The organism is Pseudaeromonas sharmana (assembly GCF_042649925.1).
In the GTDB taxonomy this organism is placed as follows: Bacteria; Pseudomonadota; Gammaproteobacteria; order Enterobacterales; family Aeromonadaceae; genus Pseudaeromonas; species Pseudaeromonas sharmana.
Genome location: NZ_JBHSAF010000007.1, coordinates 116,742 through 135,667, shown reverse-complemented (window position 1 = coordinate 135,667; position 18,926 = coordinate 116,742). Strand labels below are relative to the sequence as shown.

Here is an 18,926-nt window from a genome sequence, read left to right as displayed (position 1 = left end):
AGTGGATCATGAGTGAGACGTCCCGGATGCCAGCGCGCGTCTATGCCTACCGTTTCCCGACATTGGGCGGCCCGCGACAACCGCTCGCTGCGCGAGATGAGCAGCAAGGGTTTGAGCAGGGGTTTGCCGAGGGCGTGGCGGCAGGCCGCCAGCAGGGTGAACAGCAAGGCCGCGAGCAGGGCCAGCGCCTCGGCTATGAGCAGGGCTATGCCGAAGGGTTGACCGCAGGCCAGCAGGCGGGCCTGCAGCAGGCGCGTGAGCGTATCGATAGCGCGTTGCAGCCCCTGCAGGGGCTACAGCAGGCGTTGGATGCGTGGCTGCACCAGCAGCAGGCGGCACAGCAACAACAACTGGCGGCGCTGGTGCAGGAGCTGGCGCAGCAGGTGTTGTTGCGCGAACTGGCCCTGCAGCCGCAGCAGATTACCGCTCTGGTCGAGGAGGCGCTTGCCCAGTTGCCGGCCGCGGCCGAGGAGATAGCGCTGTTTATCAGTGCCAGCGATGCCGCCCAGCTGGCGGCGCTGTCGATTACGGAGTGTGCCGGCTGGCCGCTGCGCGTCGATCCGGCGCTGGAAGTCGGCGAGTGCCGCGTCGAGGCGTGCCACGGCGTGGTCGAGTCGCGGCTCGGCGAGCGGCTGGATGGCCTGTTACAACCGGTACTGCAGACGATGACGGCGGACGCAGAACATGAGTGATGCGTTGTTGCAGCGTCTGCAGCGGGCGCGCCAGCAACTGGCGGCCACACCGGTACCACCACCGCGCCGTTTCGGGCGCCTGGTGCGGGTGACCGGACTGACGCTGGAGGTGGTCGGCTGTCCGCTGGCGCTGGGACAGCGTTGTCGGGTTTATGCCGCCGATGGCCAGACCCTGTCGGCTGAAGTGGTTGGTTTCAACCGCGAACTCTGTTACCTGATGCCACTGCAACCCATGAGTGGCCTGTATCCTGGCGCCCGGGTCGAAGCCCTGCCCAGCGATGAGCAGATCCGCATCGGCCATCACCTGCTGGGACGGGTGGTCGACGGCCTGCTGCAACCGCTGGATGGCTTGCCGCTGCCGGAGGCCGGCGATTGGGTGCCCTGGTTCCAGTCGCCCCCTAATCCGTTAACGCGTCAACCTGTGACCACCCCCTTGGATGTCGGCGTGCGCGCCATCAACGGCCTGCTGACGCCGGGCAAGGGACAGCGGCTCGGGCTGTTTGCCGGCTCCGGGGTCGGTAAAAGCATGCTGCTGGGCATGATGACGCGCAATACCCGGGCCCAGGTGGTGATCGTCGGCCTGATCGGTGAGCGCGGACGCGAAGTGCGCGAGTTTATCGAACATGCGCTGGGTCCTGAGGGGCGTCAGCGGGCCATAGTGGTGGCCGCGCCGGCCGATCAGTCGCCGTTGTTGCGGCTGCGAGCCGCCCAGCTGTGTCACCGCTTGGCGGAGTATTTCCGCGAGCAGGGGCTGGATGTGCTGCTGCTGATGGATTCACTGACCCGCTATGCCCAGGCCCAGCGCGAAATTGCACTGGCGGTCGGGGAGCCGCCGGCCACCCGCGGCTATCCGCCGTCAGTGTTCAGCATGTTGACCCAGCTGGTAGAGCGGGCTGGCAATGGCCAGCACGCCTCCGGTTCGTTGACGGCCTTCTATACGGTTCTCGCCGAGGGCGATGACCAGCAGGATCCGGTGGCCGACGCCGCGCGCGCCATCCTCGACGGTCACGTGGTGTTGACCCGGCGTCTGGCCGAGCAGGGCCATTATCCGGCCATCGATATTGGCGCCTCGGTCAGCCGCGTGATGCCGCAGGTGGTGCCAGCGGCCTGGTTACAGCAGGCGACGCGGTTGCGTCAGCTGTGGGGACGTTACCAGCAGGTGCGCGAATTGCTGCCGCTGGGCGGTTATCAGCCGGGTGCCGATCCGGGTATGGACGACGCCGTGCAGCGTTATCCGCAGATTGAACACTATCTGCAGCAAGGACTGCATGACGCCGCCTCGCTGGAGGACAGTGCCAACCAGCTGGCGCGGGTGCTGGCGTGATAAGCGGAGGTCGCGGTGCTCAAGCCCTATCTTGAACTGCAACAACAGACGCTGGAGCAGCTTGGCCAGGAACGCGGCCAGCTACGTGAGCAGTGGCAGCGCGAACAACAGCGGTTGGAGCGGCTGCAACAGCTGAGTTCGGCGCTGGCGATGCCCGCCGGCGTCACCACGCCGCTAGCCTGGCAAAATCGCAGCGGCATGCAGCAGCAGCTGCGACGCCTGCAAGCCCATCAACAGCAACAGCTGGCGTTGGCGCACAGCGATCTGCAGCGCCACGAGGCCTTGTTGCGCAGTCAGTTTGGGCGGGTCAAAGGGCTGGAGCAGCTGTTGTCACGCCGCGAGCAGGAAGCGCAGCAACGCCAGTTGCAGGCGGAACAGAAAGTGCTGGATGAATTGGCGCAGCGCCCGCGGCGGCGTTGAGGCGACCACGATAATTCGCTGACGCGGCGTTAGCGGTGATTTTAAATTATTCCATCCGGAAAATAGCATTATTCAAAATATCACGCAAAGTGGGTTAATAATAATTAACCTTTTGATAAATAATGTTTTTATCGAAATGGCTTGCACTGTGGAATACTATTTACGCCCTGTGCTGGCATGGTGTGGAATAACCGGTTGGCTGCGACGGGAACTTATTTCTTGCCACCTGTCATCGTTGACAGGTCATTAATTACCCAACGGTTGCGGATAGCTGTCTTGCGGTTGCAGCAGCTTGCGCACCAGTTCCACCTGGCTGGCTAACAGTCGGCCATTGATATCGTTCTGGGTCTGGCACTGTTGCAGTAGCTGGTGCAGGGTGTGCCAGCTGGCATTGGCCTGATGGCGCAAGGGTTCCGGCAGGCGCGACAACAGCCGTTGCATGCCCTGATCGTCGGCGCTCAATCCCAGCTGGCGCAACCGGGCGACGCGTTGGCGGGCGCGCTCGCTGAGGGTCTCCATCAGCAGGTGCTGGCGCTCCTGCAGCTGTTGCAGTCCCTGACTGTCGTGACTGATCAACAGGTCGCGCTGTTCCAGCAGCATCAGCTGCAGACGGCGGTAATCCTGAACGTCCTGCTTGAGCTCTTGTAGCAGCAGTTTGATCTGATCGCGTGTCGAGGTAGCGGTCATCGACTCAGGACCGGTGCAGATCGACGATGGCGGCGCTCAGCGCATCCAGATCCAGCGGCAGCTGGCCATCGGCAATCGCCTGACGCAGTGCACTCACCTTGTCCATGTCGACCTCACTGGTCTGTGCCAACCCGGCGCGCACCGCTTCCAGCTCACGCACAGTGCCGCTGAACACGGTCTGGCTCTGGCTGACGGCGGGGCGGCTCTGCGGGGTGACGGCGGCCGGCTCACTCTGCTGACGCGGGGTCAGGGGACTGAAATCGGTGCGGGTAATTTTCATCTTTTTCGACTCCAAAACGCTCTGCTATCCCCAATCAAGCGACCGGGCGGAAAAGAAACTTGAATCAGGCGGCAATTTTTTTCAGTAGCGGGTCTCGACGATACCGCGTTCGACCACCCAGGTCTGGATCACCTTGCCAGAGCTGAGGTTGCGTACCTTGACGCTGTCGCCCGGGCCACCGGCTTCCAGCGCTTCGCCCTTCATGGTGGCGGCAAAGCCGGTTTCCCCGGCACGCATCACCACGATATCACCTTTGCGCACCCATAGTGCCGCCTGCAACTGGCCGGCGGAGAGCAGCTGGCCAACACGGATGCGGCGCAGCGTCTGGCGGCCGATCACCTCTTCCGGGCGCACGGCGATGTCACGGTACAGGCGGGTGACATCGGTCTCCTTGGCGTCCAGATCCTCAAGCCCCAGCGTGTGTCCGCGTGGCAGGTCGCGCTTGGTGAACAGCACCGGCAGCGTCAGCGCCAGATCGACCCGTCCCTGCAGCCCCCAGGCCGGTTGGCTGCAGCTCAGGCGGTAGAGCTGGCGGCCCCAGGGTTGTCCGCCGCTGCTCAGCGGCACCGTCGTGACCGGTTGCTGGCAGGGCGGCAGGTGGGCCGCGCCGTCCGGCAGCCAGACATGCAGCTGACGACTGCCCGCCGGCCACTGCCGGGCGGCCAGGTACTCATCCAGTCGGGCCGTTGCCACCCGGGTCAGTTCGGCTTCCAGCTCTCCGGCCCACAGGCTGCCGCTCACCATCATCAGCAGCAGTGCGACGACAGCCCGTTTCCGATGCGGAAGGTGTATTTCCCGCTCCGGCGGAAGCAGGGGGCGGGACATAGTGTAACTAGCTGATAAATAAGGATTCAATTGTTGGCATGACTCTTGTTTATAAAGCTGACATTCCCGTTGGATAACAGGAGAGTCCGTTATGTCCCTCAATTTTGACAAGGCCCTGGGTGTTCACCCTTACGCCTTGCAACTGCGTGCCGAGCGCGCCCAGATCATCGCCGGTAACCTGGCCAACGTCGAGACCCCGGGCTATCTGGCTCGCGATGTCGACTACCAGCAGATCCTCGCCGATGTCGCGCGCCGTGTCGAGCAGGGACAAAGCGGCAGCGATCTCGGTGCTGGCCTGAACCAGGCGCTGGCGTCGCCGGCGTACCGCGTCCCCTACCAGACGGCGGCCGATGGCAACACGGCTGAACTGGGGGTCGAGCAGGCGAAATTCGGCAATAACGCCATGGATTTCCAGACCAGCCTGACGTTTCTCAACCTGAAAATTTCCGGCCTCGCCAAGGCCATTGAAGGACGCTGATCATGGCTTTCAACCGTATTTATGACATCGCCGGCAGCGCGATGCGCGCCCAGACCGTCCGGCTGGACACCGTCGCCTCGAATCTGGCGAACGCCGACAGCGTCTCCGGCAGCGAAGAGACCGCGTTTCGTGCCATCAAGCCGGTGTTTGCCACCCTGTACCAGCGGGTACAGGAGGCCGATGGCATGGCATCGGCCCAGGTACAGATCGCCGGTGTCACCCAGTCGGACCGCCCGGTGCAGAAGCGACTGGAGCCGGATAATCCGCTGGCCGATGGTGACGGTTATGTCTACACCGCCAACGTCAACCCGGTGGAGGAGATGGCCGACATGATGAGTGCCTCGCGCTCGTTCGAGACCTCGGTCGAAGTGATGAACCGTATCGGCAGCATGCAGCAGGGGCTGCTGCGTCTGGGACAGATGTAAACCCGCAGTGACTGCGGCGTAAGGAGAGCACATGAGTCTGGCACAGGTCAGCAGTCTGGAAACGGCGCGCGGCAGCAGTTTCCAGAGCCACACCACCACCCAGGTCGCTAGCAATAACAGCGGCACGGCTGCGTCATCGTCATCTTCTTCTTCATCCAGTACGGGCAGTGGCACCGGCAGTGTCGAATTGCGTAACGAGTTCTTGCAGATGATGGTGGCGCAGATCCAGAACCAGGATCCGCTCAACCCGCTGGATGGCACCCAGTATGTCACCCAGCTGGCGCAGTTCTCGATGGTCGAAGGGGTCGAAAACCTGCGCGTGCTGCAACAGCAGGCGCTGGTGATGCAGGATACCCAGCAGGTGCTGCAGAGCACCAACCTGGTGGGCAAGGAGGTGATGGCACCGAGCAGCAGCCTGACGCTGGAGCACGAACAGCCGGTGCGCGGCCAGATCTATCTGGCGAATGCCGCCGATGAGGTGTCACTGCACGTCTATGACCAGCACGGTCAGCAGGTCGCCACCCAGCAGTGGGGCGGCAGCAAACAGGGCACGCTCGATTACGATCTCAGCGCCCTGCCGCCAGGTGAGTACAGCTTCGAAGTCAAAGCCAAGAGTGGTGGCGTCATCAGTACGCCGCAGAATTACGTCGCCGGAGAGGTGCAGCGCGTCACGCTGCCCGGCAGTGGTGATATCCAGTTGCAAGTCGCCGGTGTCGGCACAGTTCCGTTGTTCAGCATTGTCGAGTTTGGCCAGGCCAAGTCCTAAAGGAGAGATCAGATGTCATTTAGTATCGGCCTCAGTGGCCTGCGCGCGGTCAGCGAAGAGCTGAACGTCATCAGTCACAACATCGCCAACGTCAACACCGCCGGTTTCAAGGCCGGACGTGCCGAGTTTGCCGCGCTGTACAGTGGTGGTCAGGCCGGGGGCGTGGAGATGAACAACGTCAGCCAGAATTTCGATCGCAATGGCGATGTCGTCAGCAGTGGCCGGGCGCTGGATCTGGCGATCTCCGGCAGTGGCTTCTTCGTCCTCAGCGACAGCAAGGGGCAAGTGGCTTATAGCCGTGCCGGCATGTTCCAGAAGGATGCCGATAACCGCATCGTCGCCAGCAACGGCATGGCGTTGCAGGGCTATGGCGTCAACGCCGACGGCCAGCTGGTGCCCGGTGTCATCGGTGATCTGAAGGTCACGGCGGCCAATGTGCCGGCCAAGGCCAGTACCAAGGTCGACTTTGTGGCCAACCTGAAGGCCGATGCCAGCAAGGTGGATACCACGGCTGCCGGCTACACCTTCGACCCGAACGATGCCAGCAGCTACAACTTCTCGCAGTCAGGCAAACTGTTCGACTCGCTGGGCGTTGAACACACCCTGACCCACTATTTTGTGAAGACCGGTGACAACACCTGGCGTACCCACTATTACGTGGATGGCAAGCCGGTACAGAGCGGTGGGGCTGATCAGGTACAGGATCTGGTCTTTAACGCCGATGGTTCGCTGCAGTCACCGACCGGCAATGTCACGCTGAACCTGAGCCCGGCCGGCGCCAATCCGATGGCTGTCGAGCTGAATGTCAGCGGCCTCAGCCAGTACGCCTCCGATTTCAATGTCAGCCGCAACCAGTCCGATGGGTATACCGCCGGTGACATGACCGGGGTGCGCATTGAACAGGACGGCTCGCTGATGGCGGTATTCAGCAATGGCCAATCCTTGCTGCAGGGCCAGATTGTGATGGCCAACTTCGCCAACGCCAGCGGTCTGCAACAGGGTGACAATACCACCTGGACCCAGACCTTCTCCTCGGGCCAGCCGACGCTGGGGGTGCCGGGCACTGGGACTCTGGGATCGCTGACCTCGGGCTCCTATGAGGGTTCCAACGTCGATTTGACGGGTGAGCTGGTCAACCTGATGACGGCGCAGCGCAACTACCAGGCCAATGCCAAGAGCATCAGTGCCGCGGACAAGATGACCCAGGTGCTGTTCAACTCATTCTGATGTGCTGACTGACAGGAGACCCATGTCGTGGAGAAGCTGATTTACACCGCCATGTCCGGTGCCCAGCACACCCTGATGGCCCAACAGATCCGGGCCAACAACCTGGCCAACGTCAATACCACCGGTTTTCGCGCCGACTATGAGCAGGTCTCGGCGGCGGCGCTCTCCGGAATGGGCTACCCGAGCCGGGTGCTGGCGCGGGAAGAGGCGGCCGGCAGCAATTTTGCCTCCGGGCCGCTGATGGCCACTGGCCGCAAGCTGGATTTGGCGATCCGTGGTGACGGCTTCTTTGCGGTACAGACCGCCGACGGCAAGGAGGCCTACACCCGGGCTGGCAACGTCGAAGTGGATGCTGACGGGCGCATGCTGGTCAATGGCCGTCCATTGCTGGGCGAGGGTGGCGAGCTGACACTGCCAGAGTACCGCAGTCTGAGTTTTGGTAACGACGGTACCGTCAGCGTGACGCCACCGGGCGGTGGCGCGCGCCTGGAGGCGGGCCGCATCAAGCTGGTTCAGCCGGAGACCCGTGATCTGGTGAAAGGCGAGGATGGCCTGTTCCGCCTGCGTCAGGGGGGCGAAGCCGAAAGCAGCGACAGCGTGGTGCTGGCGTCCGGTTATCTGGAAGGTTCCAACGTCAACGCCGTGGATGAGCTGGTGAATACCATGGCGCTGACTCGCAACTTCGAGTTGCAGGTCCGCATGATGAAGAGTGCCGACGAGCAGGCTCGTCTCGGCGCCAAACTGGTTTCCGGTCAGGGTTAAGCCTGAATAACTTTATTTCGAGGAGCGTGACAGATGCATCCTGCACTTTGGGTCAGCAAGACAGGCCTGACCGCACAAGACGCCAAGATGGCGACCATTTCCAACAACCTGGCCAACGTCAACACCGTCGGTTTCAAACGCGATCGGGTGGCGTTCGAGGACCTGTTCTATCAGGTACAGCGTCAACCTGGCGCCCAGCAGGATCAGCAGAATCAGGCCCCCACCGGTATCCAGCTGGGTAACGGTGTGCGCGTGGTGGGGACCCAGAAGGTGTTTACCTCTGGCAACTTCCAGACCACCAATCAGGAGCTGGATGTCGCGATTGTCGGCGAGGGTTTTTTTGGCATCGAAAAGCCGGATGGCGAGACCGCCTATACCCGCAACGGTCAGCTGCACCGCAGCGCCGAAGGCTTGCTGGTGAATGCCGATGGTTTGCCGCTGGTGCCGCAGATCGAGATCCCGGCCAATGCCACCAAGGTGGCGATCGGCAGTGATGGCACCGTCGCCGCGACCGTCGCCGGCCAGCAGGGCAATGTCGAGCTGGGCCGCATCACGCTGACCAACTTCACCAACCCGGCCGGGCTCGAGGCGTTGGGCGGCAACCTCTATCGCGCCACTGCCGCCTCGGGTGAACCCCAGGAAGGGGTGCCGGGTGAGGAGGCCTTCGGTGCGCTGAAACAGTACACGCTCGAAGGCTCGAACGTGAACGTGGTCGAAGAGATGGTCGAGATGATTTCGACCCAGCGTGCCTATGAGATGAACGCCAAGGTCGTCTCGGCGGCCGATCAGATGCTGAAGTTTGTCAGCCAGGCGCTGTAAGGAGTGACCATGCTGCGCATCCTGTGGCTGACCCTGCTGCTGACGGGCTGTTCGACCTATGAACTGCGGGCGCCGGAACCCGGGGAGGACGAGTGGAAACCCTCGTCCCCGGTGCCGGTGCCGGCGTCGGCCTCCGCCGAGGATGGCAGCCTGTACCGTCGCGACTATATGTTCACCCTGTTTCAGGATCGCCGCGCCTATCGGGTCGGTGACATCCTGACGGTGATGCTGGAAGAGCGTACCCAGTCGAGCAAGAAGGCCGATACCACACTGGGCAAGAGCAGCAGCATGAGCGTACCGACACCGACCATCGGCGGCGTGGCGCGGCCCAAGTGGTCCGCCGAGCTGTCAGCCAATCGCGATTTTGATGGTTCCGCCACCGCCAGCCAGCAGAATGCGCTGACCGGTGCCATTACGGTGTCGGTGGCCGAAGTGATGCCCAATGGCGTGCTGCGCATCCGCGGCGAGAAGTGGATCCGCCTCAATCAGGGCGACGAGTTCATCCGCCTCGGCGGCATGGTGCGGGTGGAGGATATCGATCAGTCCAACCGCCTGTCGTCGCAACGCATCGCCGACGCGCGGATCACCTACGCCGGGCGAGGGGCGCTCGCCGACAGCAACCAGTCCGGCTGGCTGAGCCGCTTCTTTAGCTCGGCGCTGTCGCCGCTGTAACTTCCGGGGAAGAGTAGATGAGAAAGTTCTGTTGGCTGTGTCTGGCGCTGTTGGTCGTGACGGCGGTGCCGGCTGAAGCAGCGCAGCGCCGTGCCCTGCTGGACATCGCGGATGTGCAAGGGCTGCGGGATAACCAGCTGGTGGGATATGGCCTGGTGGTCGGTCTCTCCGGCACCGGCGATCGCAGCCAGGTGAAGTTTACCGGCCAGTCGATGGCCAACATGCTCAAGCAGTTCGGTGTCCAGTTGCCGGACGATATCGATCCCAAGCTGAAGAACGTGGCGGCGGTGTCGGTCCAGGCGACGATCCCGGCACTGGCCGGCAAGGGGCAGACGCTGGATGTCACCGTCACTTCGATCGGCGATGCCAAGAGCCTGCGCGGTGGCTCGCTGTTGCTGACGCCGCTGCGCGGTATCGATGGCGAGGTGTATGCCGTGGCTCAGGGCAACCTGGTGGTGGGTGGCGTCAAGGCCGAGGGGCAGTCCGGCTCCTCGGTGACCATCAATGTGCCGACCGCCGGCATCATCCCCAATGGCGCGATTGTCGAACGCGAGATCGCCAGTGCCAGCAGCAATCAGGATGAGGTGATCCTGAATATCAAGCAGCCGAATTTTCGCACCGCCCGCAATGTCGAGCGCGCCATCAACCGCCAGTTGGGGGAGGTCGCCAGGGCGGTCAGCGCCGGGCGGGTGACGCTGCGGGCGCCGAAGGATGCCAGTCAACGCATCGCCTTCATGGCCTTGCTGGAAGACATTGATGTCGATCTCGGCCGCGAACGGCCCAAGGTGGTATTCAACAGCCGTACCGGCACCGTGGTGCTCGGACAGGATGTCAAGGTGCGCAAGGCGGCGGTCAGCCATGGCAACCTGACGGTGACCATCACCGAGTCGAAATCGGTCAGTCAGCCGAACGCCTTTGCCGGCGGCCAGACCACGGTGACGCCGAACAGCAGCATCAATGTCCAGCGCGAGCGCAATAACATGTTTGTCTGGCCGGAAGGAACCTCGCTCGAGGTGATAGTGCGCGCCATCAACTCGCTCGGTGCGACGCCGGACGACATCATGGCGATTCTGCAGGCGCTGAATGAGGCTGATGCCCTCGAAGGCGAACTGGTGGTGATTTAAGGAGCCAAGATGAGTCAGCGAATCGAGGGGATCGGCGCCAGCGAGCCGGCATTTTATGACGATTTCTCCGGCCTGCAGGCGATCAAGCGCCAGCCGGATGGACTGGAGGCGGCGGCCAGCCAGTTCGAGGTGCAGTTTCTGCAAACCGTGCTCAAGCACATGCGCGCCGCCAGCGATGCACTGCAGGATGAAGAGAGCCTGTTCTCCAGTCAGCAGCAGGGTTTCTACCGGGATCTGTATGACAGCCAGCTGGCGATGAGCATGGTGCACAAGGGTGGGCTCGGTCTCAAGGAGCAGATCGTCGCCCAGGTGGCGCCGACATTAAAGAATTCCGACAATTCGGTCGCTGTGCCTCAGCATGGGTCGGAATCATTCCGGCAGAGCCTGCACCAAGTGAAGAGGAAACCTGACTGATGTCCATGCTGAGCATCGGAACATCTGGTCTCAATGCTGCCCAGGTGGCACTGAATGTGGCCAGTAACAACATTGCCAACGTCAACACTCCTGGCTATAGCCGGCAGGAAGTTTTGCTCGGCAGTCGGTTTGCCTACGGTGGTCTGGATAACGGCATTGGCGTCGCGGTGACCGGGGTGCGGCGTATTGCCGACAATTATCTGAATACCCAGTTGTGGAGCAGTGGTTCGGCCACCGGTTTCTATCGCACCCAGTCCCAATACCTGAACACCACGGAAAAGATGTTTGGCAGCGATGCGCTGAGCATCACCAAGGGACTGGATGGCCTGTTTGCCGCGTTCAGCGCCGCGCTGGAGAGCCCGGAGAGCCTGGCGCCGCGCCAGCAGATCATCAGCTCGGCCCAGTCGCTGGCCAATCGTTTCAACCAGTTGTCGCTGAACCTCAGCAATCAGGAAAAGCAGCTGGGCGACGAAATGACCTCGACGATTGGCGAGGTCAACCGTTACAGCAGCCAGGTGGCGGCGCTGAACAAGCAGATCGGAGAGCTGGCGGCCGGTGGCGGCAATACCAGCCAGCTGGAGGATCAGCGCGATGAGGCGATCAAGGCCCTGTCCGAGCTGGTGGATGTGCAGGTGAATCGTCAGGCCGATGGCTCGGTGAACCTCAGCCTGTCGCAGGGGCAGCCGCTGGTGCTGGGGAACAGCGCCGGGAGCTTGACCCTGACCAACCAGAGCCTGGCGGTGCAGATGGGCACCCAGAGTTTCCCGGTCGAGCAGACGTTGCGCGGCAGCCTCGGCGGCCTGATCGACGTGCGTGATAACGTGCTGCAACCCTCTCGCAGTGAGCTCAATGACATGGCATTGAAGCTGGCGCAGCAGATCAATGAGCAGCAGGCCAAGGGGGTGGACATCAATGATCCGCGCACCCAGGGCAAGCCGCTGTTTACCTTTGACGCCAGCGATCCGGCGGCGACGCTGAAGATCAGTGCCGATTTCAAGGCGCAGGATCTGGCGTTTGGTGCTGCCAAGCTGGATGCCTCCGGCAATCCGCTCCTCGATGCCGCGGGTCATCCGGTGCCGGAAGCGGGCATTGGTGATAACAGCAACCTGCAGGCGATCATCGCGCTGAAGGAAAACCACTACGATGCCTACGGTACCCTGCTGGGCAAACTGGCGGTGCAGAGCGGTCAGGCCCAGGCCGAGTATGACTCCAGCCAGAAGCTGCAGACCGAGGTGCAGAACAAGGTCAACAGTGTCAGCGGCGTCAACCTGGACGAGGAGGGGGTCAACATCATGCAGTTTGCCCAGGCCTATCAGGCGAATGCCAAGGTGATCAGTACTGCCGATCAATTATTCACTACCGTGCTTGGCATGTTCTAGGAGGCATGACGATGCGTATCAGTACCGGTCAGATCCAGCAAACCATGCTCGGCAGTTTGCAGAACAACTATCGTGATTTCGGCCGTCTGCAGCAGCAGATGTCCAGTGGCAAGAAGATCCTGCAGCCGTCCGATGATCCCATCGGCGCGGTGAAGCTGATTGGCTTGCAGAAGGAGCAGGCGAGTTTGACGCAGTTCAAGGCCAACATCAGCATGGTCAAGACCCAGCTGTCGCAGGGCGAAGTGCAGATGGAGAGCATGTCCAATGTGCTGCTGCGGATGCAGGATTTGACACAGATGGCCGCCAACGGCAGCTACGGCGACGACGAGCGTGAAGCCATGGCCGTCGAGCTGCGCCAGTTGCAGGACAGCCTGGTGGATCTGGCCAATGCACGCGACGAGAACGGCTCCTACCTGTTTTCCGGCAGCGAGGTGAAAACCGCGCCGATCGCCAAGGATGCGGCGGGTAACTATGTCTACCAAGGTGACGGCTACCAGCGTGATGTCATGGTGGCGCAAGGCGTGTCGATCGCCGCAAATGACACGGCAGCGGACATGTTCTTCGCCAACGGCGACTTCTTCAACCAGATGGATGCCCTGCTGAGCGAGCTGGACAACCCGACCGGCCAGGGGGCCGCTCTGGCGAGCGCCATGCTCGATCAGCTGTCGGCCACCCAGCAGAGCGTGACCCGGGTGCAGAGCGGCGTCGGTGCTCGCATCAACACCCTGGATCAGCTGGATGAGTCGCATGACGAACAGAAACTGTTCAGTCAGGAGGTCAGCAACCAGATCGAGGCACTGGATTACTCCGCTGCCGCCACCGAGTTAAGCAATGTGCTGCTCTCCTTGCAGGTAACCCAGCAGGCCTATGGTAAAGTAAACAATCTGTCGCTGTTCAATTACCTCTAAGGCACCGGACATGCAAATCAACCGTACCCAGTCAGGATGGGTGACCGAATCTCTCACGCGCAGCAGTGACGCTATTAGCAGTGCAGAGCAGGCCAGCACGGGGCGTACCAGCAAGGTACGCTCCAGTCGTTTGCCACATCTGGAAAGGTTGTCGAACTGGTCGTTGATTGGTGCCACCCAGCAAAAAATTGCCGACGCCCAGGGCAGCGAGCAGGCGTTATTGCAGGTCTACCGCCAGCTCAAGCAGCTGGAACGTCAGCTGTCGCAGAGCCAGCAGGCCGGCAGCCAGATCCGCGAACAGCTGGCCAAGCTGGATCAGGAACTGGCCGGTGATGAGGGGCCGCTGAACGGCGATCTGACGCCCAAGCTGCTGGATGAGCAGCCGTCTCGCCGTCAGTACCGTCTGGACAAGGTCGACCTGCTGAGTCCGAAAACCAGTGCCGAGAAGGTGCGGCTGTTTTTCCCGTCTGCCGGGCAGGGGGTGAGCGTGGAGATCGCTGCCAACAGCCGCGGTGAGCAGGTGGTCGAACAGCTGCAGCAAGCCCTGGCTGAGACGCCGCTGCAGGTCAGCCGCAACGAGCAGGGGCAGCTGCTGTTCAGTGTGCCATCAAGCGATGCCCGCTGGCTGGATGAGCCGGTGCTGTTCAGTGGCGAAGGGATCCGGGTGCCAGCAGGCAATCCGGTCTCCATCAAGCTGAGCGCCGAACAGGGCGAGCTGACCAAGCTCAGCGACGGCCTGTCACGCGGCGAATCGCACCAGGAACAACAGCGGTTGCAAAAGTTGCTCGGCACGATCGAAAGTTCGATGCGGGAGCTGAAAAAATACCGTCGCCAGATGTTGGCCCAGCTGGAGCGCGTCAAGGAGCGCACCACCCAGGTCAATGAACAGGAACTGCAAAAGTTGCAGCAGGAGCTGCAGCGCCAGCTGTCAGCCGCTGATTTCCAACAGGGGTATTCGGCTCTGGTCACCCAGGCCAATGTTTCGCGCCAGGATGTGGTCGCGCTGCTGAGTTAACCGCGCTACGGCCAGTATCACGGCATGCCGTGGTCGTGCGACTGCCACCGGGGCCCCGCCCGGTCTGCTTTCCCAGCGTCCTTCTGAATCGCCGTCACGTCCCGCCAGGGTCATGCCCTGCCGGGATTATTAAAAATCACTTAATAATCCGTGCAATTTGGCAGTGCTTTTTTGTGGTAATCGCCACGGCACGGTCGCCCGTGGCGGCATCTGGTGCGGCAGCGCGCAGCGCGGAAAAAAATTTTGCATTGGCGTTTAATTTTCTCTGCACCCGGGTCGCTCTTACTTTCATGTCAGATGAGGCGATGACGCCACAACTTCAAGGAGCACTAACATGGGTCTGTCCATTCATACCAACTACTCTTCTCTGGTCACGCAAAGCCAGCTGAACTCCACCAACAAGCTGCTGTCCACCGCGATGCAACGCCTGGGCACCGGCCTGCGCATCAACAGCGCAGCTGACGATGCGGCCGGTCTGCAAATCGCCACCCGTCTGCAAGCCCAATCCAGCGGCCAGAAGGTCGGTATGGACAACGCCCAGAACGCTGTCTCCATGATGCAGACCGCTGACGGCGCGATGGAAGAGATGACCAACATCGTGCAACGCATGAAGGATCTGTCTACCCAGGCTGCGAACGGTACCAACAGCTCCAGCGACATGACCGCGATGAACGCCGAGTTCAAGGAACTGACCTCTGAACTGAACAACATCGTCGACAACACCACGTTCGGTGGCAAGAAGCTGCTGAAGGGTGGCGCCTTTGAAGGTGCGGTCACCTTCCAGATCGGTGGTACCTCCGCGGAGAAACTGTCGTTGGGCACTGCCGCGGGTTCGTTGGCTGAAAACCTGAAGAAGGTCACTGGTAGCACTGCCGGCAGCGGTATTGACGATACAGCTATCAAGACCGACGGTATTGCTGACCAGACTAAGGCGCAAGCCGCCATGGGCAAGCTGGATACCCTGCTGGACGACATCACCGCCACCCGTTCTGCCTTCGGTGCCAACATCAACCGTCTGGAACACACGGTCAACAACCTGTCCAACATGAAGGAAAACACTGACGTAGCCAAGGGCCGCATCATGGATGCCGACTTCGCTGCGGAAAGCACCAGCATGACCAAGAACCAGATGCTGATGCAGGCCGGTATGTCCGTACTGTCCAACTCCAACCAGATGACCAGTCTGGTTACCTCTCTGCTGCGTTAATCCGCCGCAGACGCCGGGGTCCGTTGACCCCGGCGGGAGTCGAGGAAAGCCGCCGCAGTTGCGGCGGCTTTCCTCGCTTCTGAGCCCACCGTTACCGTGAGGAACACAGCATGAGTAGTATCGATCCGGTCACCATGGCCCAGACGCTGGTTGCGGCCGAGCGTGCGAATATGGATAGCCTGCTGAAGAGTCAGGGCACCAAGATCAAGAACCAGATCAAGGGACTGGACACGCTCAAGACCCAGCTCTCTACCTTCCAGACGCTGCTCAAGGATCTGAACAGCACGGCCAAGTTGCAGGCACAAAAGAGCACGCTGTCACAAGATGGTTTTATGACGGTGAGCAGCAATGGCAAGGCGATCTCCGGCCAGTACAGCCTGTTCGTGCGCCAGTTGGCGCAGTCTCATCAGCTGGGTGTCAAATTCAGCTCGGAAACCGACGTGCTGCCGAGCGATGGTTTCCTATCGCTGACGGTGGATGGCAAGGAGATGAAGCTCGATTTCTCCACCTTGCCGGCGAATGCCACGGTCAAGGATCTGGTCAGCCAGATCAATAACGCCAGTAACAATCCCGGCGTCAAGGCCAGCCTGGTGCGCAGCAACGGCGAAGTCAATCTGGTGCTGACCAGTACCAGCAGCGGCACCGCCAAGGCGATCACGGCGAACTTTACCTCCGGTGGCTCGGTAGCCTCGGATACCCTGGCCGGCAAGTTTGCAGCACCGACCGAGATTACCAAGGCACAGGACGCCATCGTCGAGATGGGCGGCTCCAACCCGCTGCTGATCACCTCGTCGAGCAACAAGCTGGAGAATGTGATCGATGGCCTGACCATTAACCTGACCAAGGCGCAAGCCGCCGGTGAGGCGCCGTTACAGCTGACGGTGGAGCAGGACAACACGGCGATGACCGACGCGCTGAAGAAGTTCGTCACCGGCTATAACACCCTGGTTGACGAGCTGAACAAACTGGTCAAGAGCTCGACCGATGAGTCCGGACTGCTGGCCAATGACAGTACAGTGCGCAGCTTGATGAGCCAGCTGCGTAGCGGCATTCGCGATCTGCCCAACGGCATGACGCTCGCCAGTCTCGGCATCAAGACCGATCGCGATGGCAAGCTGTCACTCGACGAGACGGCCTTTACCAAGGCGTTGACCGCCGATCCGGAATTGCTGAGCAAGGCCTTTAGTGGCGATGACGGTCTGGTAAAACGCCTCACCGCCATCACGGAGCCGTTTACCAAGCGTGGTGGCTCCATCAGCCAGCGCAAGGATAGCCTTGATGCTAGCCAGCGGCGCCTGGACTCTCGTCTGGAGAGTCATGAACGGCGTATGCAAAATGCGTACAATCGCTATCTGGCACAATATACGCAACTGAATACGGTAATGACGCAGATGAGTCAAACCAGTTCGCTATTTGGATAATGGGGTAGAGGATGAATTCATTCGAACCGGGGTATGGCGCCTATCAACAGACGGCCACCGAGGTGCGTGCGGCAACGGCCAATCCATACCAGCTGGTGCTGATGTTGATGGATGGGTTGCTGGATGAGCTGGCCCGTGCCGAAGGTCATATCATGGCGCGGCAGTATGAGCGCAAGGGGCACTCCATCACCAAGTGCCTGCAGATTCTGGGTGGGCTCGACAGCGCGCTGGACATGGAGCAGGGTGGAGATCTGGCTGCCAACTTGCGCCGACTGTATGACTGGTGTGGTCAGCAGCTGTTTGCCGTCAGTGTGTCGCAGGATCTGGAGGCTTTGCAGCGGGTGCGCGAGACCCTGAACGAGCTGAGAACCGGCTGGCAGGCGATGGCCGATCACAGGGCCGCTTGACGCCGTCATTACGACGCCCCGCATTGCCGGGGCGTTTTTTATTTCAAGTTCTGCTGTCGATTGGTCGCTTTGTTATCGCAGAGCGGTAGCGGAAGACCCGGTATGACGTGATTGCCGCAGGGGGAAGGCTCACTTCCGTGTTGCGATGCCTTGTGGTGCATTATCCTGATTTATAAGGATTTATTTTATGGCCCAGCATTTGCTAGACCCAGTGGATAAAGTCAGGAAGGGATAGAATTGTGGGCCATTCTGAACACGATGTGCTGGCACGTTGGCGCTGTGAGTTGAACCAATTGGCACAGCGACTGCGAGACAGTGCCGACGCTGCTGATTGGCAACAGGTACAGCAGCTGGACAGCCTGCTCGCACAACGACTGATACTGCTGCGGCAGCACCCGGCGGTAAAGGGGCAGCTGGCCACTGAGCTGGCCCGGTTGCAGGCGCAGCATCACAGCGTGATGGTGTCGATGAGGGAGGTTCGTCGCGTTCTGGAGCAGGAGATGGCCCGGTTCAATGCCCAGCGCGAAGGCTTGCGCGTATACGAGGAGAGTCGGGAATGGCTGTGAATACCTTGTCCGTGCCGACGACCGCCTATGCCGGCATGGCAGGTGGCGAGCAACGCCTGCAGGGGGTTGCGGCGGCCGCTGACAGCACGGATAGCGTTAGCTCGGATTGGCTCTGGTCGCAGCTCGCGGAGCCGGTCGACGTGACGGCTGGTGCGGTGATGGCAGAACCTGCGAGCGACGCGGCGTCTTTACTCTCTCCGGAGGTGACGGCACAAGCGGAGGTGAGCACCGACACGGGCCAGCATGACGCTGCGTTGCCAGAGCCCACCACCGCTTCGGCCAGCGACCATGATGGCGATGTGCTGGCCGAAGAGGCTGGCTTGTTATTGTCATGGCAGCCGGTGCTGCTGCCGCAGGTCCGTTCGTTGGCGGTACTGGGTACGGGCCAACAGGCCGGGAAGACGGCGGACGCAACCCAGGCATTGTTCGCGTTGCGTCACACCGAAACCGCGTCTCTGGTATCGGCGTTGCCGATGACCAGGGCGACGCTGGAATCACAGATGCCGGGTGCCGTCGCGCCGCTGCCCGCGCTGGAATCACAGATGCCGGCACCTCTCACCGCCAGTGAGGGTAGCCGGCATGAGGCGCTGCTCGCCGCGGTGCCGGTTATGACCGCCGGTACGCCCCAGGGGGTGACACTCAGCCGTGCGGAGTGGAGTCCGGTGGCGTTACCGATGGATCAGTCGGCGCAATGGGGGCAGCAACTGGTCGATACGCTCAAGGAGCGCGTCGAGATGCAAGTGCATCAGCAGGTCAAGCAGGCACACATCCGGCTCGATCCCCCAGAGCTAGGCAAGCTGGATCTGACGGTGCGCGTCGAGGGGGAGCGGGTCACGGTGCAGCTGAACGCCGCGCATCCTGCGGTGCGTGAGGCGCTGATACAGAGCACGGAACGCCTGCGTATGGCGTTGGCGCCGCATCATAGCGGCGGTGTGGATGTCAATGTCGGGCAAGGCGAGCGCCAGGGGCGCGAGGCCTTGCCGTGGCAGGAAGAGGCGGTGCTGACCGGGCGACGCTCGCGGCAGGCTTCCGCTGAAGAAGAACAGGCATCCAGCGGCGATTGGCTGCGGCTGGATACGCGGGTGTAGCAGGGTAGAGGAGTAACCCA

The 18,926-nt window shown here is 61.6% G+C and carries 23 protein-coding genes; 20 read left to right on the top strand and 3 right to left on the bottom strand.

The window, feature by feature from the left end; all coding sequences use genetic code 11:
* The first annotated feature begins 8 nt into the window (after positions 1-8).
* The 3 genes from ACFOSS_RS08335 to ACFOSS_RS08325 are packed head-to-tail and all read left to right on the top strand — an operon-like array spanning position 9 to position 2,436.
* Positions 9-692, top strand: coding sequence for a FliH/SctL family protein (locus ACFOSS_RS08335; protein WP_377151814.1), 684 nt, complete (start codon positions 9-11; stop codon positions 690-692).
* Entirely contained in the window at positions 685-2,016 is a 1,332-nt protein-coding gene (locus ACFOSS_RS08330) for a FliI/YscN family ATPase (protein WP_377151812.1), read from the top strand. Before ACFOSS_RS08335 ends, ACFOSS_RS08330 begins: the two co-directional genes overlap by 8 nt.
* A gap of 15 nt (positions 2,017-2,031) precedes the next feature.
* A complete protein-coding gene (locus ACFOSS_RS08325; protein WP_377151810.1) occupies positions 2,032-2,436 on the top strand; it encodes a flagellar FliJ family protein in 405 nt (134 codons plus the stop codon).
* Between the two features lie 246 nt (positions 2,437-2,682).
* On the opposite strand, the gene ACFOSS_RS08320 is transcribed toward ACFOSS_RS08325, so the two are convergent.
* The 3 genes from ACFOSS_RS08320 to flgA form a co-directional block, all read right to left on the bottom strand.
* Complete coding sequence (locus tag ACFOSS_RS08320; protein ID WP_377151808.1) at positions 2,683-3,123, bottom strand: flagellar protein FlgN; 441 nt, start codon at positions 3,121-3,123, stop codon at positions 2,683-2,685.
* A 4-nt stretch (positions 3,124-3,127) separates the two neighbouring features.
* Positions 3,128-3,403 carry a flagellar biosynthesis anti-sigma factor FlgM gene (gene flgM, locus ACFOSS_RS08315; protein ID WP_377151806.1) on the bottom strand — a complete coding sequence of 92 codons (276 nt, stop codon included), beginning with the start codon at positions 3,401-3,403 and terminating at the stop codon, positions 3,128-3,130.
* An 81-nt stretch (positions 3,404-3,484) separates the two neighbouring features.
* Positions 3,485-4,228 (bottom strand): flagellar basal body P-ring formation chaperone FlgA, encoded by a 744-nt coding sequence (gene flgA / locus ACFOSS_RS08310; protein WP_377151804.1) that lies wholly within the window; start codon positions 4,226-4,228, stop codon positions 3,485-3,487.
* Between the two features lie 91 nt (positions 4,229-4,319).
* Here flgA and flgB point away from each other — a divergent pair, with 91 nt between their 5' ends.
* The 17 genes from flgB (at position 4,320) to ACFOSS_RS08225 (ending at position 18,906) form a co-directional block, all read left to right on the top strand.
* Positions 4,320-4,706: a flagellar basal body rod protein FlgB gene (gene flgB, locus ACFOSS_RS08305; protein ID WP_377151802.1), complete on the top strand. Its 387-nt coding sequence runs from the start codon at positions 4,320-4,322 to the stop codon at positions 4,704-4,706.
* Positions 4,707-4,708: 2 nt separating this feature from the next.
* Positions 4,709-5,131 (top strand): lateral flagellar basal body rod protein FlgCL, encoded by a 423-nt coding sequence (gene flgCL / locus ACFOSS_RS08300; protein ID WP_377151801.1) that lies wholly within the window; start codon positions 4,709-4,711, stop codon positions 5,129-5,131.
* 31 nt (positions 5,132-5,162) lie between these two features.
* Positions 5,163-5,897 (top strand): flagellar hook assembly protein FlgD, encoded by a 735-nt coding sequence (locus tag ACFOSS_RS08295; protein ID WP_377151800.1) that lies wholly within the window; start codon positions 5,163-5,165, stop codon positions 5,895-5,897.
* A gap of 12 nt (positions 5,898-5,909) precedes the next feature.
* The gene (gene flgE, locus ACFOSS_RS08290; RefSeq protein WP_377151799.1) at positions 5,910-7,124 is read left to right on the top strand and encodes a flagellar hook protein FlgE; all 1,215 of its coding nucleotides are present in this window, start codon (positions 5,910-5,912) and stop codon (positions 7,122-7,124) included.
* A 27-nt stretch (positions 7,125-7,151) separates the two neighbouring features.
* Entirely contained in the window at positions 7,152-7,886 is a 735-nt protein-coding gene (gene flgF, locus ACFOSS_RS08285) for a flagellar basal-body rod protein FlgF (protein ID WP_377151798.1), read from the top strand.
* 33 nt (positions 7,887-7,919) lie between these two features.
* Entirely contained in the window at positions 7,920-8,705 is a 786-nt protein-coding gene (gene lfgG, locus ACFOSS_RS08280; RefSeq protein WP_377151797.1) for a lateral flagellar basal-body rod protein LfgG, read from the top strand.
* 9 nt (positions 8,706-8,714) lie between these two features.
* Entirely contained in the window at positions 8,715-9,377 is a 663-nt protein-coding gene (flgH, locus tag ACFOSS_RS08275; protein ID WP_377151796.1) for a flagellar basal body L-ring protein FlgH, read from the top strand.
* 17 nt (positions 9,378-9,394) lie between these two features.
* Positions 9,395-10,501, top strand: coding sequence for a lateral flagellar basal body P-ring FlgIL (gene fgIL, locus ACFOSS_RS08270; RefSeq protein WP_377151795.1), 1,107 nt, complete (start codon positions 9,395-9,397; stop codon positions 10,499-10,501).
* A gap of 9 nt (positions 10,502-10,510) precedes the next feature.
* The gene (locus ACFOSS_RS08265; RefSeq protein WP_377151794.1) at positions 10,511-10,915 is read left to right on the top strand and encodes a rod-binding protein; all 405 of its coding nucleotides are present in this window, start codon (positions 10,511-10,513) and stop codon (positions 10,913-10,915) included.
* A complete protein-coding gene (gene flgK / locus ACFOSS_RS08260) occupies positions 10,915-12,294 on the top strand; it encodes a flagellar hook-associated protein FlgK (RefSeq protein ID WP_377151793.1) in 1,380 nt (459 codons plus the stop codon). The genes ACFOSS_RS08265 and flgK overlap by 1 nt, the downstream gene beginning before the upstream one ends.
* Positions 12,295-12,305: 11 nt before the next feature.
* The gene (gene flgL / locus ACFOSS_RS08255; RefSeq protein ID WP_377151792.1) at positions 12,306-13,202 is read left to right on the top strand and encodes a flagellar hook-associated protein FlgL; all 897 of its coding nucleotides are present in this window, start codon (positions 12,306-12,308) and stop codon (positions 13,200-13,202) included.
* 10 nt (positions 13,203-13,212) lie between these two features.
* On the top strand, positions 13,213-14,217 hold the full coding sequence (locus tag ACFOSS_RS08250; RefSeq protein ID WP_377151791.1) for a hypothetical protein: 1,005 nt from the start codon (positions 13,213-13,215) through the stop codon (positions 14,215-14,217).
* Between the two features lie 334 nt (positions 14,218-14,551).
* Positions 14,552-15,424 (top strand): lateral flagellin LafA, encoded by an 873-nt coding sequence (gene lafA / locus ACFOSS_RS08245; RefSeq protein WP_377151790.1) that lies wholly within the window; start codon positions 14,552-14,554, stop codon positions 15,422-15,424.
* A 110-nt stretch (positions 15,425-15,534) separates the two neighbouring features.
* A complete protein-coding gene (gene fliD, locus ACFOSS_RS08240) occupies positions 15,535-16,845 on the top strand; it encodes a flagellar filament capping protein FliD (protein ID WP_377151789.1) in 1,311 nt (436 codons plus the stop codon).
* An 11-nt stretch (positions 16,846-16,856) separates the two neighbouring features.
* A complete protein-coding gene (gene fliS, locus ACFOSS_RS08235; RefSeq protein ID WP_377151788.1) occupies positions 16,857-17,252 on the top strand; it encodes a flagellar export chaperone FliS in 396 nt (131 codons plus the stop codon).
* 239 nt (positions 17,253-17,491) lie between these two features.
* Entirely contained in the window at positions 17,492-17,818 is a 327-nt protein-coding gene (locus ACFOSS_RS08230; protein WP_377151787.1) for a hypothetical protein, read from the top strand.
* Entirely contained in the window at positions 17,809-18,906 is a 1,098-nt protein-coding gene (locus ACFOSS_RS08225; RefSeq protein WP_377151786.1) for a flagellar hook-length control protein FliK, read from the top strand. Before ACFOSS_RS08230 ends, ACFOSS_RS08225 begins: the two co-directional genes overlap by 10 nt.
* The last annotated feature ends 20 nt before the right edge of the window (positions 18,907-18,926 follow it).